Raw genomic sequence first — 16,981 nt, forward strand, 5'->3', positions numbered from 1 at the left:
CATAACGGATACTGCGGTATAAACTCCAAGGCCGAATTCGGTGCCGAGACGCTACGAGACGCTGAGTAGCGTCAGGCCGGCGCCGGCCGCGAGTACGAGCGCGATAAGACCCGTCGACGTCGGTGCGGCCACCGACCCGACCGAGCCGGCGACGAGGACGGCCACGCCGATTGCGACCGCGCCGACCGCGAGGCTGCCGGCGAGGTGGACCAGTTCCGTCCGCGCGCTCGACGGCCCCGACGGCAACTGGTCGCGGAGTTCCCGGCCGAAGGTGTTGGTGTCCCAGACGACGACGGCCGCGACGGCGCCGACCAAGGCGGGCAGGGCTGCCCCGATGAGCGCGGCCACGAGCGCGCAGGTGAACACGCCGAAGGCAGCCAGCGCCGGGCCGGTGAGCCGGTTCGGCAAGACGAGTACCGTCAGCACGGAGAAGCCGAACAGCGTCACGAGCGCGATGACGCCGCAGGCCAAAAGCAGCGCGACGGCAAGGCGGTATGGCCCGAGCGTCGCGAGGAACTCGGCGACGGGGTTGTTCACGGCCCGGAGACCGCGGCGGAAGGTCGCCAGGCCGTCGCCTGCCGACAGATACCAGCCGAGGGCGGCGGTAATCGCCGCCCCGCCGAGGGCCGGCGCGAGCGCGCGGGCGAGCCACTGGGCGTTCATCCGGCGGATCCGCTGTATCGTTCGCGTCACGAGGCCGCTGCCGAGTGCGACCGCCGTGAGGCCGAGTAGCGCGAGGCGGATGCCGGGCGACAGCGACAGGAGGACGAGCACCTGCGAGACGTTCGGCGGCGCGGCAACGATGAGTTGCCCGAATTGCGCGGTTCCGAATGAGGCGACGGCGCCGACGACGCCGATAATCCAGACGATACAGGCCAAAAAGAGGTAGCCGAGCCCCCGTTCGGCCCCGTCCAGCGCGTCGACGACGGCGTCTCGCGAGGAGGGCGGCACCAGCGTGTCGATGGGGACGACCCGAACCGCCCACAGCACCGACAGCGTCGCCGCGAGGACGACGAAGGGCGCGGTCAGGACGGTGAACGTCGGCGGTGACCCGAGCAGATGGCCGAGAATCGCTTCGATGGCGCCGACCGCGAGGTCCACCGCCGTCGTCAGCAGGCTGATGTCCGGCGAGATGAAGACCGCGAGCAAGGCGGCCGCACCAAGCAGGGCGAGAAAGGACCGCTTTGTCGCGACGAGGAACCGGCCGCGGTCCGGTGAGCGGGTTGCAGCAAGCGGTGCGGCGACGCCGACGGCGACGGTCGCGCCCGTCACCACCAGCGTGACGAGGGCGGCGACCGGCGACGTCTGGAGCGCCCGGAAGGCCGCCTCCAGCGTGAGCGCACACGCCAGTCCCGCGACGAAGACCGCGATACCGCCGAGGAAGCGGACAGGCGTTCGGTCGCTGTTGAGCAGGTACAGCGAGACGGCGACGGCCACGCCACCCGCGAGGCCGACGAAGGCCGTCCGCCCGAGGACGAGGCTGGCGACCAGCGCGGTAGCCACCAGCGCGACCCCGGCGGCGACGGCGTCGCTGAGTCGCGGCGCAGTCAGGCGATGGCGAGCATCGGCGATGACGTCGGCCACGCGCTGGCGGAGCGTCGGTCGTCCGGTATCGACCAGCGGCGAAGTGGTGGACGAACTCATCGCGTCTCACCCCACGTTTCGAAGACACGGGAAAGCGTCAGCGCAAGCGGCTCGGACAGCGACCAGTCGACGACGGGGACGCCGCGCCGTTGCAGGCGGTCGGCGCGTGCCCGCCGTTGGAGCGCCTCGGTTGCCGCGCCGAGGGAGGGGTCCCCGCCCGCGGTCGTCAGGTCCGGCGAGAGTATCGTCACACCATGGGAGCCGGCTTCCAGTTCCTCGACGAGGTCCTCGGCGAAGCCATCGGTCAGCGGCGTACAGCAGACGACCTGTGCGTTCGCGGGCAGGCGCTCCCGAAGGGCGCGAATCGCCCGTTCCGCCGAGACGCTGCCGCCGTCGGCCTGCGCGTAGTCGATGGTCTCGTCGGCTGCCGACCGGGTCGCCGCGTCGCGTCCGGGTTCGGTGTAGCTCGCGAGGTCATCCGACGCGAGGCCGCTGCAGGCGGCGACGCCGACGCGGTGGTTCGATTCGAGCAGTGAGGGCAGCGCCCGCGAGACCGCGTAGGTCGTCAAATCCAGCGTGTCGGGGCCGTAACCGGGCCAGGACCGCTGAGCGCCTGCGCGGTCGTCGATGACGAAAACGACGGTTATCGCCCGCTCGACGCGCATGTCGACGGTGGTCAACTCGCCGGTGCGGGCGAAGCGCCGCCAGTTGATGCGGTTGACGGGATCGCCGCGCTGGTACTCGCGGGTACTGAAGAACTCGACGCCGCTGCCGCCGGTGTCAGTCGGCGTCCGGCCGACGAAGTGGATGGTCCGGTCCCGAAGCGGCACCTCGTCCAAGAGCGTCCAGCAGGTGATTTCGGTCGCGCCGTCGACGTCGTGGACGGTCTTCTCACCGGCCCGGCCGGCCACGCCACGGACGGTCAGCGTCGGGTCGCCGAACTCGTGGGTGCCGCGGGGTAGGGAGAGTTCGTACTCGACGATCAGCGACTCGCCGGATCGGAGGGCGCTGGCGGCCTCCGTTGACCCATCGACGGGTACCGGCGGCGGGTCATCAGCGACCCGGATGTCCGGCAGCGGCGAGTCGCCGACGTTCTCGACGGTCAGGCGGACGGTCACCGCCTCGCCCGGTTCCGGGGCCTCGGGTTCGACTGACCGCTCGACGGCCAACCCCGGCGAGGGAACGCCGCTCAGGAAGCCGTACACCGCGTAGACCGTCGGTACCGTCGCGACGACGAGGAAGAGTGGGTTCCCGAACAGCAGGCCAAGCGTGCCGGCGCCGAGTGCAGCCACGCCGGCCGCACGCCAGCGCATCATGTGTCTCCCTCCTCGGCGAGCGCCTCAACGGTCCCGGGGTCGGCACGACTCAGTTCGTCGATGGCGCTCAGCGTGTGACGGACGCGCCGGCGGAAGGCCGATTCGCCGCGGAAGAGGTCGATGAGCCAGAGCCACAGCGGCAGGTCCGGCCCCTCGTCGTCGCTCAGGGTCGCGGCCGCTCGCCGGTCGTCGGTCCAGGCGCCCGTCTCGACCGCTCGCTCGGCCATCTCCGGGGAGCAGGCGGCCGCGCCCGCGTAGGTGTCGACCGCGAGGTCGAACAGCGTTTCGCGGAGGTCCTCGCGGGTCGAGACGCGCCGGCCACGGGCGGCATCGAGGTCGGTCGCCCGTTCGAGGGTCGCATCGACCGCAGCGCCGAGTCGCGGTGCGTCGGGGGTCGGTTCCCGACGCGGAACCATCGGCGCGTCCGAGTAGGGCGTCCGCCCCTGAAGCGAGACCAGCCACAGGAGGCCGCCGAAGGCCGCTAGCATCGCGATGAGGACGCCCGGCGACGGACTCGTGACCGCGGCGATGACCGGCGACGGCACCATCCCGGGCGCGAAGACGGCCACGCCCGCGCCGGCGAGTGCGAGCAGGCTGACCGCGATGACGCCGATTCGGAACCGGCTCACTCCGGTCATTCGGCGTCACCTCCGTCGAGTTCGGCTTCGGCCTCACTTGCTTCGTCGGCGTATTTCTTGGGGTCGCGGCCGCCGTATTTCACCGCGCGGAACGCCTCAGTGAGGCGGTCGACCGGGCCGTCGGGAAGGCCGGCCGCCTTAGCCTCTCGGGCGACGTCACCGGGAGTTCGTCTGCTGACGCGCCGGAGGCCGACCAGCGACACCAGCGACCACCACGCGCGTTCGACGATGGGCGGGCCGTCGTCGGTGGCGGCCGGCGTCGTCTCGCCGTCGCCGGAACCGCGACTGGCGATGGCCGTGACGCGTTCGACGGTGTTGGTCCCGGCGTTCCGAACGCGCGCTCGGAACCGGTCCAAGAGGGCCTGAAGTGCTCCGATGGGGTCCTTCGAGTGCAGGGCGTTCCAGAGGGATTCCAGCGCGTCCCGCAGGGCGGCCCCAATCGCCTCGACGGTCGCCGCGAGGCCGACCACGCGGTCGACGACGCCGCGGGCGATTCCCTGGGCCGTCGCCACGATAGCCGACCCGAGTTCCCGCGGGCCTCTGGCGTTCGAGCGTCGGGCGATGAGCGCGAGGCCGGCGATAATGAATAACCCGAGCACGCCGAGCACGCCGGGAATCAGCCCGATGTAGGCCGTCCGCTCGTGGGTGATACCGGAGGGGAACGTCGCTCCGAGCGCCGCGGTCGGCGCGGTCGGCAGCGTCGCGTTCACTCGCCCTTGGTCGTCGGTCGTCCCGATCGACTCGCCGCCGAGACGCACCTCGGCATCGGCGACCGGGTCGCCGGATTCGGTCACGACGACCGTCGCCGCCTGTCCGGGAAGCGCGATGCCGAGCGGTCCCGACCCTTCGAGCGCGATACGTGGGGCCGCGAGCGTGAGGCTCCGCTGGCCTTCGAGGTCGCCGCGGGTCACCGCCACCTGCGTCTCGGTCGCCGTCGGCATCGTCACCGTCGCGACGCCGTCGTCGTTGGTCCGGGTCCGTTCCTCGCCGTCGATTAGCACGGTGGCGTCGGGAAGCGGCCGGTCGGAGACGGTTGCACGGAGCGACACCTCCTCGCCGGGTCCGGGGTCCGAGGCGAACTCGATTGTCACCTCGGACTCGACCGACATCGAGGCGCCGTCCTGAGCGGCGCTGACCGAGTAGTACGCGCCCGTCGCGGCGACGTTGCTCGATTCCACGCTCACAACCATTTGCTCGGCGTAGGGCACTTCGACTTCGACGAGACCCTCCGCGTTGGTCGTGCCCGCGGGTTCGCCGTTGACGCGGACGCCGACGCCCGAAACCGGGTCGCCGTTGTCGTCCAACACGAGCAGCGTCGTGGTCGTACCGGGGACGAGTTGCTCGCCGAAACAGATGACGTAGGGGTCGTTGGCGGGTCGGCACCGTTCGGAATCGGTCGGATCCGACTGCTGGCCGCCCTCGCCGTCGGTGGCGGTCTGCTGGTCCGAGTCGCTTCCGGACCCGCTTTGCTGCTGTTGGCTCGGGTCGCTGCCGTCGCCGGTCGGGGCGGTCTGGCCGCCGCTGCCGCCTCCCATGAAGGAAAACAGGTCGAGCAGGCCGTTGAGTAGGCCGCCGTTCGATGGCGGTCGCCAGCCTTCGAGTCCCGAGAGGTCGAACCCGGGGCCACCGGAGAGACTGATTCCCGATCCCGACCCGGAGCCCTGCTGTTGTGGGGCCGGTTGCTGCTGCGGTTGTTGGCTCGGCATATCGCCGCCGCCACTGCCGGGTAACTCGGCGGCGATTTGGCTTGCTGGCGCCGCGCCGCCGAAGGCGGGCAACAGCCCCGCGGCGAAGACCAGCGCGACGACGGCCAGTACGGTCACCAGCGCACGAAACGGCTCTCGGCCACTCATCCGCCCGACCCCCGATGCATGTCCCGGATTGCCAACCGGTCCCCCTTACGTCTTTCCGAAGAATCGGGCCCTAATATCCCAGCGCCCGCCTGACGTGGGTGCCGTCGGGTCGTTTTCGGGGAACGGAAGACCGAAGGCCACGCACCTGCGAGGAGAGATAATGACCGTCATCGACGACGCCCGCGAGTTGCTGGCGACGGGGCCGCTCTGCGATTCCTGTCTCGGCCGCCCGTTCGCCGACCGCAGTTTCGGCCTGACGAACGCCGAACGGGGCCGTGCGCTCCGGACGACCGCCGCCCTAGAGGACGACGAACCGTTCGAGGAACGCGATGAGGAATGCTGGGTCTGTGAAGGTATCTGCGAGCGCTTCGACGAACTCGCCGACCGCGTCGTCGAGGCGCTCGGCGAGACCGAACTGTACACCTATCAGGTCGGCACTCGCGTCCCGCCGCTGGTCGAGGAAAACGACCGCCTGCTCCGTCTCGATGCAGGTCTCGAAGAGGACGTCGGCGAGCAACTCAAAACCGAGGTCAACCGCGAGGTGGGCCGCCGCGTCGGCGCGAATCTCGATGCCGAAGTCGACTTCGAGCGCCCCGACGTCCAGTTCACCGTCGACCTCGAAGACGACACGATCGACGTCCAGCGCAACTCCATCGCCATCTACGGCCGCTACCGGAAGCTCGAACGCGACATCCCTCAGACGGAGTGGGAGAAGTTCGACGAGAGCGTCGAGGAACTGGTCGCCCCGCCCTTCCTGAGTGCCTTCCGCGGCACCGAAGCCGTCTTCCACGGCGCCGGCCGCGAGGACGTCGACGCCCTCATGCTGGGAACCGGACGGCCGTTCGTGCTGGAGGTCAAGGAACCGCGACGCCGGGATGCCGACCTCGACGAACTCGAAGCCGAGGTCAACGGCGGCACCGGCGGCAAGGTCGAAGTCGAGAACCTCGCCTTCGCCCGCTACGACATGGTTGAGCGGGTCAAGGAACTCGACGCCTCGAAGACGTATCGCGCGACCGTCGACTTCCACGACCCCGTCTCCGAGGCCGACTTCGAGGCGGCGCTGGAAGCGCTTGACGGCGCGACCATCGACCAGCGGACGCCCCATCGCGTCGACCATCGGCGCGCGGACCTCGTCCGCGAGCGACAGGTGCTCTCCATCGAGGGCGAACTTGAGGACGAGTACACCGCAACCGTCGACGTTCACGGCGAGGGCGGCCTCTACATCAAGGAACTCGTCAGCAGCGACGAGGGACGCACCGAACCCAGCCTCGCCGGCGAGTTGGGCGTCGACGCGGAAGTTTCGGCCCTCGACGTGATTTCGGTTCAGGGCGTCGACGAACAGTTCCTCACCGACGAGTATCGGGTGGAGCGGGACGGCGAGCCGGTTTCGGGCGAGTAGCGGATTTCCGTTTTCACGGCCATCGGTTCGGGTTCGCCGTACCGGCGCAACCGCAGAGATTTACCCCTCGCCCCGAGAGTAGGAGTATGCACACCTGCGATGCCTGCGGGGCGGAGTTCGAGACGCTCTCGGAGATGCGAATGCGACACGACTGCCCGGTCAAGGAAGAACAGCGAAAGCGCGAGCAGGCCCTCGACTACCTGCGGGACGAGCGGGACCTCGAAATCGGGGACCTGTGTCGAGTCCTCAAGACGGGCAAGGAGGTCGAAATCGTCGACGTCGAACCCAGCGAGGCGGATGAACCGCCGACCGTCGTCTGGGTTCCGGCGGGCCGAGAGGATACGCCGGAAAAACGACAGACCAGTTCGCCCGCTGAGCTTATCTGAGTCCCCGAAACGGCCGTCGGTTGCTGGCTCGTCATTTATCCGTTAGCCACGCGTAGAGCTACGGTCGGCATAGTCCACGATGCGCTATATGATTGTCATCTCTGCCAGCAGAGGTGTGCAATTCGGTTCGACCGACTGACTGGGGTTTCGAATGACTCGACCCTGTGTAATCAAAGCCTTCTATCACAACCTAAAACGGTTGTGTACACATGGAGTTGCTCTTAAAAGACGCATGGGTTATTGGTCCAAACCCCCTATGGCCGTACGAAGGCGACGAACCGGTCGGGTGGTCCCCGACCGGCGTCATCTCTACGCCAGCAATGCGTGCTGGTGATACCTCGCGTGGTGTGGTCGCCTTCAGTCGCTACCGAACTGTACCGTCTCGTCGACGACGAGAATTTCGCCTGCGTCGCCATCGACGAAGTTCTCCGTATCCGCTTGGACCCGTTGGCCGGCATCGCTTCCGAACACGTCGCCAACGGTCGTCTCCGCGGCGAGATACAGTTCCGCGATTCCGTCGTAAGCCGCCTTCTCGGGGTCGGCGGGCACCGACGTGGCGTACCGTTCGACGCCGGGGAGGTCCTCCGCCAGCGGCGCGTGCTCGTTCAACCAGTAGTCCACGAACGCCTCGTGGCTCAGTCCGTCCTGTCGGACGAGGAGATTGACAAGTTTCCGCATGACTATCGGTGGTCGGGTGGCGAACTTCGTTCTATCGGTTGCCGCTCCGTTCCGGCACACTTAGGTTCCTCGTGTGCCGATTCGGCGGTGATGGCGCTCCAGCTAGAGTCAATCGACCGCGTCGGGGTCGTCGGCGCGGGCACGATGGGTAGTGGTATCGCACAGGTCGCCGCGACGGCGGGGTACGACGTCGTAATGCGTGACATCGAACAATCGTTCGTCGAGGACGGCTTCGAGACCATCGATGCCAGCCTCGATAGTCTGGTCGACAGCGACGAACTGACCGCCGAGGGGGCTGAGGCGGCCAAGGACCGCATCGACGGCACGACGGACCTCGCGGACCTCGCCGACTGTGACCTCGTCATCGAGGCAGCCGTCGAGGACGTCGACATCAAGCAGGACATCTTCGCGGACCTCGATGAGGTGACCACCGACGACGCGGTGTTGGCGACCAACACCTCGACGCTGTCGATTACGACCATCGCCGCGGCGACCGACCGCCCCGAACAGGTCGTCGGCATCCACTTCATGAACCCGGTTCCGGTCATGAAGGGCGTCGAAATCGTCGTCGGCGAGAAGACCGACGACGACGTGGTCGCGCTCGCACACGACTTCTCGGAGGACCTCGACAAGGAGACCTGGGAGTCCGACGACAAGCCGGGGTTCGTCACCAACCGCGTGCTGATGCCGTGGATCAACGAGGGGATTCGGGCCTACGACGAGGGTGTCGCCTCCAAGGAGGACCTCGACAAGGGGATGACGCTGGGGACGAACGTGCCGATGGGGCCGCTGACGCTGGCCGACCATATCGGGCTGGACGTCTGTCTCCACGCCACCGAGACGCTCCACGAGGAGTTGGGCGACCGCTACAAGCCCGCGTACCTTCTCAAGCGGAAAGTCGAAGCCGGCGACCTCGGGAAAAAGACGGGCAAAGGCTTCTACGAGTACGACTGAACGGGAGGTCTACTCCTTGAGGTGTCGCGCGATGACCTTCTTTTGAATCTCGGAGGTCCCCTCGTAGATGGTCGTGATTTTGGCGTCGCGGTAGTAGCGTTCGACGTCGAAGTCCTTGGTGTAGCCGTAGCCGCCGTGGACCTGCACGGCCTCGTTGGCCACGTCGACGGCCGTCTCGCTGGCGAAGTACTTCGCCATGCTCGCCGATTTGGGGTGGACGTCGCCCTCGTTCTTGCGGGCGGCATCGCGCGTCAGCAGGCGCGCGGCCTGCACGTCGGTCTGCATGTCGGCGAGTTTGTGCGCGATGGCCTGATGTTCGATGATAGGCTTGTCGAACTGCTCGCGGTCGTTGGCGTAGTCGACGGCGTCGTCGAGGGCGGCCTGTGCTACGCCGACGGCCTGGCTGGCGATGGCGATGCGGCCGCCGGTCAGAATGGAGAAGGCGGCCTTGAGACCGTCGCCGACCTCGGTCAGGCGGTTCTCGGCGGGGATGCGCACGTCATCGAAGATGAGTGTCGTCGTGTCGCTGGCCCGCAGGCCGAGTTTGTCCTCCTTCTTGCCGACCTCCAGCCCGTCGACGTCCTTGGGGACGAGGAACTGCGTGACCGTGTTCGGGTCGTCGCGGTCGGTCTTGGCGAAGAGGATGACGACGCCCGCGCGCTCGCCGTTGGTAATCCACTGTTTCTTGCCGTTGATGACGTACTCGTCGCCCTCCTTGCGGGCTTCGGTCGTCATCTCGGCGGGGTTCGACCCGGCGTGTGGCTCCGAGAGCGCGAAGGCACCGACTGGGCGGCCATCGACCATCTCCGAGAGCCACTCGTCCTGCTGTTCCTGGGTCCCGAACTGGCGGATACACGACGTCGCCAGCCCGTGGACGGACAGCGCCGTCGCAACGGCCAGGTGGCCGCGAGCCAGTTCCTCGTTGACGATGCTGTAGGTGACCTCGTCGGCGTCGAAGCCACCGTACTTTTCGGGCACGGTCAGCCCCGTCAGGTCGAGGTCGGCGAGGCCGTCCCAGATCTCTTCGGGGAACTCCTGGGCTTCGTCGGCTTCGTCGACGTTCTCGGCGACTTCGTTGTCGACGAACTCCCGTACCGTCTCTCGAATCATCTGCTGTTCGCTGGTGAGGTCCATCGACAGGGGCTTCGTACCGGGGGGACCTAAAGAATACGGTACTGCTAAGCCGGGACTCGCGGGAGCAACGCGGCGCTCGCGGGTGATTCACGACGGCTATCCCGAGTAGCAAAAGGTTTGTCGGGGGGCTACCGACGTTCGAACGACATGGTACTCGTAGAACCCGTCGACGAGGCGGTACAGTGTATCGAAGACGGAGATACCGTCGGTATCGGGGGCTTCGTCGCCGTCGGCATTCCGGAGTACGTGCTGCAGGGACTGGGCGAGCGGTACGCCGAGTCGGGCGCGCCCGGCAACCTGACGCTCTATCACCCGGCCGCCGAGGGCGACCGGCAGGGGAACGGCATCTCCCACCTCGTCCAGGACGGGATGATAGAGCGGGTTATCGGCAGCCACTGGGGCTTCGTCCCGGACCTGATGGAGAAAATCGTCGCGGGCGACGTCGAGGCGTACAACCTCCCGTTCGGTGCGATGGACCACCTGCTCCGTGATACGGCCGCGGGCAAACCCGGGACCATCACCACGGTCGGCCTGCGGACCTTCGTCGACCCGCGTCAGGACGGCGCCAAGGCCAACGACGAGACCACCGAGGACATCGTCGAGGTCATCACCGTCGACGGGGAGGAGTACCTGTTCTACCACGCACAGTCCCTCGACGTCGCCATCATCCGTGGAACGACCGCCGACGAGAACGGCAACATCTCGATGGAACGCGAGGCGCTCACCTCGAACATGCTGGCGACCGCGCAGGCCGCCCACAACGCCGGCGGGACGGTCATCGCACAGGTCGAACGGGTTACCGAGGCGGGGTCGCTGAGCGCTCGTGAGGTCGACGTTCCGGGCGTCGTCGTCGACAAGGTCGTTGAGGCGCCGGCCGCCGACCACAAGCAGACCTACGGCGAGGATTACAGCGGCGCCTTCAGCGGCGAAATCAGGGTTCCGCAAGACGACGGCGACGGTCAGACGCCGCTCACCGAGCGGAAAGTCATCGCGCGCCGGGCGGCGATGGAACTGGTCCCGGACGCCGTCGTGAACCTCGGCGTCGGCGTGCCGGAGACGATTCCGGCCGTCGCGAACGAAGGGGGTATCAGCGACGAAATCACCCAGACCGTCGAGGCGGGCCCCATCGGCGGGTCGCCCTCCGGCGGCATCAGTTTCGGGACGGCCATCAACCACGAGGCACTGGTCACCTCACCAGAGCAGTTCGACTTCTACGACGGCGGCGGCCTCGATATCGGCTATCTCGGGATGGCTCAAATCGACGCCGATGGCAACATCAACGTGAGCCGCTTCGGTTCGCAACTGCCGGGCTGTGGCGGCTTCATCAACATCACGCAGAACGCCGAGAAGGTCGTCTTCTGCGGAACCCTCACCACGGGCGGACTGGAGGTCGACGTCGGCGACGGCACCCTCGATATCGTCTCCGAAGGCGAGGGCACGAAGTTCGTCGACGAGGTCGAACAGATCACCTTCAGCGGCGAGTACGCTGTCGAGACGGACCAGCCCATCGTCTACGTCACCGAGCGGGCCGTCTTCGAACTCTCCAGCGACGGGGTGGTGTTGACCGAGGTCGCCCCGGGCGTCGACGTGGAGGCCGACGTCATCGACAAGATGGCGTTCGAACCGGCCGTCGCCGACGACCTCGCGGAGATGCACCCCGGACTGTTCCGCGAGGAGCCGATGGATCTGACCGAATACGTCGACTGATCAGGCGTAGTCCAGGTTCACCTGCACTACGTTCGCCGACCGGCGGACGACCTCCGCTATTTCCGCTCGCCGCTGTTCGTCGATACGACTGCGCGGCCCGCACACGCAGATGGCCGCCTGCACGTTATCGGATTTGTCCAGCACCGGTGCGGCGATACAGACCATCCCCGCGATGCGCTCGCCGTCGTCGACCGCATAGCCCCGTTCTCGGACGGTTTCGAGTTGGTCGAAAAGCACCTCGCGTTCGGTAATCGTCCGGTTCGTAACCGCGACGAGGCCGTGTTCGTCGAGCACCTCTTCGACCCGCGCTTCGGGCAGGTACGCGAGGATGGCCTTGCCCGGTGCTGTCGCGTGCAGGGGCATTCGGGCGCCGGGATACGCAAAGAGGCTCACGGCGTCTTCTCCCTCGTTAATCGCGATGAGAACGCCTTGGCCGTTCTCCTCGATCATCAGGGTGACGTGTTCGCCGGTCTCGTCGGCCACCGTCTCGAGTTCGTCCTGTGCTGCGGTGAACACGTTCATGCGGTGTCGCTGCTGTTGTCCGACTTCGAGGAATCGCGTCGACGTCCGATACACGTTGTCGGTTTTCGTCACGTACCCCGTCGCGAGTAGCGCCTGCAGATAGTCGTGGGTGGTGCTTACGGGCATGTCGAGTTCGTCGGCGACTGCCGACCCTCGGAGGCCGCCCTCCTCGGCCAACACGTCGATGATTTCGAACGCACGATCAACCGTCCGTCGTGAGCCGCTGGTCATTGTTACCAACATGATATCCTTACTGATTGAAAGCACTTTCGAGATTATCGAAAACATATTCGGGAGCTCGCCGGGTGGCCAAGAAGTTAGTAATCAGTCAAACCGGGTTCTCCGACCGATAACCTTCCTCAAACTGGTCCGTCGATTGTGAGAATACCCACTCACAAACGGTTCGTCGCGCGGTACGAACGGAATCTCGAAGTGGTTGGATTCGACCATGCCGGATAGCGTATCCGGGGATTCACGACCGGAACTCGTCTCGTATCCGGCCGCTAGTATCCGACAGCGACCTCGATTCGGTTCGAGAAACTCGAAACACCGATGTGTCGCCCGAGACCGTGTTAGCCAGTACAGGTGGGATAGATAGATAGATAGATAACAAAGTTAAATTTGTTATGCGGACCTCACTGCCTACCGAGGATTCGAACCCCGTGACAGACGCGACTCGCCGTGGGTTCACACGACCACTAGTGTTTATCAACCAACTGATTAATGGTTAGACGTAAACTCATATCAACGCCTTACGCCTATGTACATATGCGATAATAGTTGCAGAATGGCTTCTTAGGCACCGATGTTTCTTTACACGCACCTCGAACCTGTCGGCGGCAGGCTTACGGTCCCGCCGTCGTACTCTCCCGAGAACCGGTATGAAAGTCCCACCGCCGACACCGCCGCTTGCGGAGGCGCCCGACGAACTCACCGACACGGGGCACCTGTGGCTCCTCGAATACGTCGACGGCGCCTCGTTTCAGTTTCAGGTTCAGGAATCGGGCCTCATCCGCTTCGGCGACGAGAACCGGGTCTTTCATCCCGACGAGATTCCGGTCCAGTACCATCACACGGTCCGCCACGTTCGCGAGCGCCTCGACCGGGAAGCCCTCCGAAACGCCGCCGAAAACGTCGAGGACTTCGTCTTCTTCGGGACAGCGACCTACCGCCGGAACATCGACTACGACTGGGCGCGGCTTCCGTCATTTCTCGGCAGCGATATCTGGTCCGCGAGCGACGAGCGGTATCTCACCTTCGATACCGTCGAGAACGCCCTCGAACGCCTCGGCCTCGATGCCGTGAACGCCTTCGAGCGCGAACTGCCCGCGCGGGATTTCGACTCCGATTCGTACACGATTCCCGAGTCGGCGTGGTATGACGGCCCTGCTGCCGGCGTCGCCGTCCGGAACAAACGCGGCGAACGGGCCGAGATACGAGCACCCGGTCTCGACCCGTCGGCGTCCGAAGTGGTCGAGGGGAGCGCGGAGGAAGTCGCCGCGAAACTGGCGACCGACCGGCGATTCGCGGCGGTCGAACGGCGCCTCCAGCAGCGCGACGAGGCGGTCACCGTCGATGCGCTCGCCGACCGGGTCTTCGAAGCCATCGTCCGCGAGCAGTACCGCCCGCTCGTTCAGGGACCGGCGAGTATCGACATGGACGGCCTCCGGTCGGCCGTCGCGGCGCGGGCACGGGCGTATCTGGGCTATTCCTGAGGCCCTTCAACAGCACTCGCTCGCTTCGAGGCGGACGTCCGACCGCAGCCAGGCGTCCTCGTCGGCGGGGTCGTAAATGACGAACCCGCCGTCATCGATGATGCAGGATTCGAGGTCCGACGGCGCGTGCCTCTCGGCATTGCTTCCGCTCGACATACTCGTGGCTCCGGGGAGGGTGATATAAGGCGTTTCCCGAATTCCGACCCAAATCTGCCTCGGACGGGGTCGTGGTTCCGGTGGCCGGTTGCTGCTGAACGCTGATGTCCTGAAACCCAGTGTGTTTCTCCCCATTTCAACCGGGAATTTATTATCATCGACGCCCCGTGTTCCCACACGAATCACAGCTGACCCCATCATATGAGTCAAGACGTCATTCTCGTCGTTGAGGACGAGCCCGACCTCGCGGACCTGTACAGCGGCTGGCTCTCGGAGAAATATCCGGTGCGAGTCGCTCACGACGGCTCGGAGGCCATGGAAAAGTTCGACGAGGACGTCGAAATCGTCCTGCTGGACCGCCAACTCCCGGGCATGGACGGTGACGCCGTCCTCTCGCTTATCCGCGACCGTGACCCCGAGTGTCAGGTCGCGATGGTGACCGCCGTCGAACCCGACGTCGACGTCGTCGATATGGGTTTCGACGCCTACATCACCAAGCCGATTCGCGAGGACGACATCTTCGAACTCGTCGACCACCTCCTGCACCGCCGGGTCTACGACGACAACGTGCGCAAACTCTTCGCCGCCCTCTCGAAGCAAATCGCCCTCGAAAACCAGCACGACCCCGAGGAACTGGCCGAGGACCCCCAATACCAGTACCTGCTGGCTCGCATCGAGAAACTCCGCGACGAGACCTCCGACCTCGCTGAGCAGTTCGACGACGAGAACTTCCAGACGGCGCTGTCCTCGCTTAAATAGTTAAATCTGCTCTCGACGAGACTTGATGTGAACTGTCCGCTGAGGACTGCTTATTGATTGGGCCTCCCTTTCAGCATCCGCCGAGCGGGGCGCTTGAAAAGCGCCCCCAAGGCGGTTTGCTCAAAAGAGCGCGACGCGCTCTTTTGGCATGACGAAAGGCGCGAAGCGCCTTTCGAACCACCCGGCGACGAGCGAAGCGAGTCGCCGTAGCGCGCACGGAATGACGCGCCCGGAGGGCGCGGAAAGAGTACGCGCGCATATTTTCCCCATGTTTTTGCCGCGGAGGCGGGTTCGGCGCCTTGCGCGCCGAACCGCCGGAGCGTGCAAAAAGTGGTAGCGCAACGCTTTTCGAGTATCGCTCCTCAGCCGTCGCTATGGAATTCGGCGTCGACGAGGCGGGGAAGGGGCCCGCTCTGGGGTCGATGTTCGCTGCAGCCGTTCGGGCACCGCGGGCGGCGCTTCCGGACGGCATCGACGACTCGAAGCGGTTGTCCGACGCCAAACGCGAGTCGCTGGCCGAGCGGATTCGCGAGGACGACCGCATCGACGTCGGCATCGCCGAAATCACGCCGGCCCGTATCGACGCGGGCAACATGAACGAGTTGACCGTCGCCGCCCACGCGGAGGCGCTGTCGGGCGTCGTCCGTGCCGGCGACATGGGCGTCTGTGATGCCGGCGATGTCGATGCCGACCGTTTCGCCGAACGGGTCGAGAGTCGCCTCGCAGTCGACGCGACGGTGACCGCCGAACACGGCGCCGACGCAGCGGACGAACTGGTCGGCGCCGCCAGCATCGTCGCCAAGAGCGCCCGCGAGGCCCACGTTGCCGACTTGCAAACGGAGTTCGGCGACGTGGGCAGCGGCTATCCGAGCGACCCGACGACTCGCGGCTTTCTCGCGGGTTACGTCGACGCCAACGGGGAGTTGCCCTCGTGTGCGCGTGCGTCGTGGTCGACCTGTGAGGACGTGCTGGCAGCAGCGGAGCAGTCCGGCCTCGACGACTTTTAAACGAGGAGTCGGACGTCGAAGCCGGGAAGCCCGCGCTCGTTGCCTCGCCACGATGCTTTATCAGGGTTCCACGAGTACGTAGTTTATATGCGAATCCTTGTCGTGGGCGGTACGGGCTTCATCGGTGAGAAACTGTGTCGCGAACTCGACGGCCGGGGACACGAGGTGACGGCGCTGGCGCGGAACCCCAAGGAGGCGGACCTCCCCAAGGGCATCGAGACGGTGATGGGCGACGTGACGGCCTACGAGTCCATCGAGGCGGCCTTCGAGGGCCAGGACGCCGTCGTCAATCTGGTGGCGCTGTCGCCGCTGTTCCGGCCGAGCGGCGGCAACGAGATGCACTTCCGCGTCCACCGGGATGGTACCGACCACGTCGTCCGGGCCGCCGAGGACCACGGCGTCGAGAAAATCGTTCAGATGAGCGCCCTCGGTGCCGACCCCGACGGCAATACGGCCTACATCAAATCGAAGGGCCTCGCGGAGGGCATCGTCCGTGAGTCCTCACTCGATTGGGTCGTCTTCCGGCCCTCCGTCGTCTTCGGCGACGGCGGGGAGTTCATCTCCTATACCAAGCAACTGGCGACGCCCTACCTGACGCCGCTGCCGGGCGGCGGCAAGACGCGGTTCCAGCCCATCTGGGTCGGCGACCTCGTGCCGATGCTCGCCGACGCGACCGTCGGCAAAGCACAGGAGACGGACGACGAGCCGGAGGAGACGTCCGAAGCCGAACTCGATGAGGAACTGACGCCCGCGATTCGAACGGTCGGCGACGACGAGGACGAAGGGACGGACCCCCATGTCGGCGAGGTTTACGAGGTCGGTGGTCCCGAGGTGCTGACGCTTGCGGAGGTGGCGACACTGGCCCACGGGGCCGACGACAAGCCCGTCGATATCGTTTCGATTCCGATGCCGCTCGCGGGGCTCGGCCTCAAGTCGCTGGATTACGTGCCTGAGTCCGTCCTCGATGCCATTCCCGGCCTCCCTCGGATGGGGTCCGACCAGTTCCGCTCGCTCAAGTTCGATAACACGGTCGCGGACAACGACGTGACTGCCTTCGGAGTGAGCGAGGACGAACTCATGACGGTCGCCGAATACCTCGGTGTCGGGGCCGCTTAGACCGCATCCGAGTCGCCTTTGATACTCGCTGACGTGTGTCAGACAATCCGGGGATGA

16 protein-coding genes are annotated in these 16,981 nt (G+C 66.1%); 8 read left to right on the plus strand and 8 right to left on the minus strand.

Translation table 11 applies throughout. The features are described 5' to 3' along the window. Positions 1–51 precede the first annotated feature (51 nt). Genes HWV23_RS14360 through HWV23_RS14375 form a run of 4 tightly spaced genes read right to left on the minus strand, consistent with a single transcriptional unit; the run spans position 52 to position 5,391 of the window. Positions 52–1,644, minus strand: coding sequence for a DUF7519 family protein (locus HWV23_RS14360; RefSeq protein WP_178291075.1), 1,593 nt, complete (start codon positions 1,642–1,644; stop codon positions 52–54). Next, positions 1,641–2,900 carry a DUF58 domain-containing protein gene (locus HWV23_RS14365; protein WP_178291076.1) on the minus strand — a complete coding sequence of 420 codons (1,260 nt, stop codon included), beginning with the start codon at positions 2,898–2,900 and terminating at the stop codon, positions 1,641–1,643. The genes HWV23_RS14360 and HWV23_RS14365 overlap by 4 nt, the downstream gene beginning before the upstream one ends. Then, positions 2,897–3,538 (minus strand): DUF7269 family protein, encoded by a 642-nt coding sequence (locus HWV23_RS14370; protein WP_178291077.1) that lies wholly within the window; start codon positions 3,536–3,538, stop codon positions 2,897–2,899. The genes HWV23_RS14365 and HWV23_RS14370 overlap by 4 nt, the downstream gene beginning before the upstream one ends. Continuing rightward, positions 3,535–5,391, minus strand: coding sequence for a DUF4129 domain-containing protein (locus HWV23_RS14375; protein ID WP_178291078.1), 1,857 nt, complete (start codon positions 5,389–5,391; stop codon positions 3,535–3,537). Before HWV23_RS14375 ends, HWV23_RS14370 begins: the two co-directional genes overlap by 4 nt. A gap of 160 nt (positions 5,392–5,551) precedes the next feature. Between HWV23_RS14375 and HWV23_RS14380 the strand changes: the two genes are divergently transcribed. Together HWV23_RS14380 and HWV23_RS14385 are read left to right on the plus strand one after the other, a co-directional pair. After that, complete coding sequence (locus tag HWV23_RS14380) at positions 5,552–6,790, plus strand: tRNA pseudouridine(54/55) synthase Pus10 (RefSeq protein WP_178291079.1); 1,239 nt, start codon at positions 5,552–5,554, stop codon at positions 6,788–6,790. Positions 6,791–6,876: 86 nt separating this feature from the next. Next, positions 6,877–7,176: a hypothetical protein gene (locus HWV23_RS14385; RefSeq protein ID WP_178291080.1), complete on the plus strand. Its 300-nt coding sequence runs from the start codon at positions 6,877–6,879 to the stop codon at positions 7,174–7,176. Positions 7,177–7,533: 357 nt separating this feature from the next. Here HWV23_RS14385 and HWV23_RS14390 read toward each other — a convergent pair whose 3' ends face one another. Next, a complete protein-coding gene (locus HWV23_RS14390; protein WP_178291081.1) occupies positions 7,534–7,854 on the minus strand; it encodes an EthD family reductase in 321 nt (106 codons plus the stop codon). A 90-nt stretch (positions 7,855–7,944) separates the two neighbouring features. Here HWV23_RS14390 and HWV23_RS14395 point away from each other — a divergent pair, with 90 nt between their 5' ends. Next, positions 7,945–8,808, plus strand: a complete 864-nt coding sequence (locus HWV23_RS14395) for a 3-hydroxyacyl-CoA dehydrogenase family protein (RefSeq protein WP_178291082.1) — start codon at positions 7,945–7,947, stop codon at positions 8,806–8,808. 9 nt (positions 8,809–8,817) lie between these two features. On the opposite strand, the gene HWV23_RS14400 is transcribed toward HWV23_RS14395, so the two are convergent. Then, positions 8,818–9,942, minus strand: coding sequence for an acyl-CoA dehydrogenase family protein (locus HWV23_RS14400; protein WP_178291083.1), 1,125 nt, complete (start codon positions 9,940–9,942; stop codon positions 8,818–8,820). A 147-nt stretch (positions 9,943–10,089) separates the two neighbouring features. Between HWV23_RS14400 and HWV23_RS14405 the strand changes: the two genes are divergently transcribed. Further along, a complete protein-coding gene (locus HWV23_RS14405; protein WP_178291084.1) occupies positions 10,090–11,649 on the plus strand; it encodes an acyl CoA:acetate/3-ketoacid CoA transferase in 1,560 nt (519 codons plus the stop codon). On the opposite strand, the gene HWV23_RS14410 is transcribed toward HWV23_RS14405, so the two are convergent. After that, the gene (locus HWV23_RS14410; RefSeq protein ID WP_178291085.1) at positions 11,650–12,402 is read right to left on the minus strand and encodes an IclR family transcriptional regulator; all 753 of its coding nucleotides are present in this window, start codon (positions 12,400–12,402) and stop codon (positions 11,650–11,652) included. A gap of 650 nt (positions 12,403–13,052) precedes the next feature. On the opposite strand from HWV23_RS14410, the gene HWV23_RS14415 reads away from it, so the two are divergent. Continuing rightward, positions 13,053–13,886 carry an RNA ligase family protein gene (locus HWV23_RS14415; protein WP_178291086.1) on the plus strand — a complete coding sequence of 278 codons (834 nt, stop codon included), beginning with the start codon at positions 13,053–13,055 and terminating at the stop codon, positions 13,884–13,886. Positions 13,887–13,892: 6 nt separating this feature from the next. On the opposite strand, the gene HWV23_RS14420 is transcribed toward HWV23_RS14415, so the two are convergent. Continuing rightward, positions 13,893–14,042, minus strand: coding sequence for a hypothetical protein (locus HWV23_RS14420; RefSeq protein ID WP_178291087.1), 150 nt, complete (start codon positions 14,040–14,042; stop codon positions 13,893–13,895). 201 nt (positions 14,043–14,243) lie between these two features. Here HWV23_RS14420 and HWV23_RS14425 point away from each other — a divergent pair, with 201 nt between their 5' ends. From HWV23_RS14425 to HWV23_RS14435, 3 genes are all read left to right on the plus strand, one after another. Further along, on the plus strand, positions 14,244–14,801 hold the full coding sequence (locus tag HWV23_RS14425) for a response regulator (protein ID WP_178291088.1): 558 nt from the start codon (positions 14,244–14,246) through the stop codon (positions 14,799–14,801). Positions 14,802–15,175: 374 nt separating this feature from the next. Next, positions 15,176–15,808: a ribonuclease HII gene (gene rnhB / locus HWV23_RS14430; RefSeq protein WP_178291089.1), complete on the plus strand. Its 633-nt coding sequence runs from the start codon at positions 15,176–15,178 to the stop codon at positions 15,806–15,808. Between the two features lie 87 nt (positions 15,809–15,895). Beyond that, positions 15,896–16,924 (plus strand): complex I NDUFA9 subunit family protein, encoded by a 1,029-nt coding sequence (locus HWV23_RS14435; protein WP_178291090.1) that lies wholly within the window; start codon positions 15,896–15,898, stop codon positions 16,922–16,924. Positions 16,925–16,981: the final 57 nt, after the last annotated feature.

This window comes from Natronomonas halophila (assembly GCF_013391085.1).
Taxonomy (GTDB): domain Archaea; phylum Halobacteriota; class Halobacteria; order Halobacteriales; family Haloarculaceae; genus Natronomonas; species Natronomonas halophila.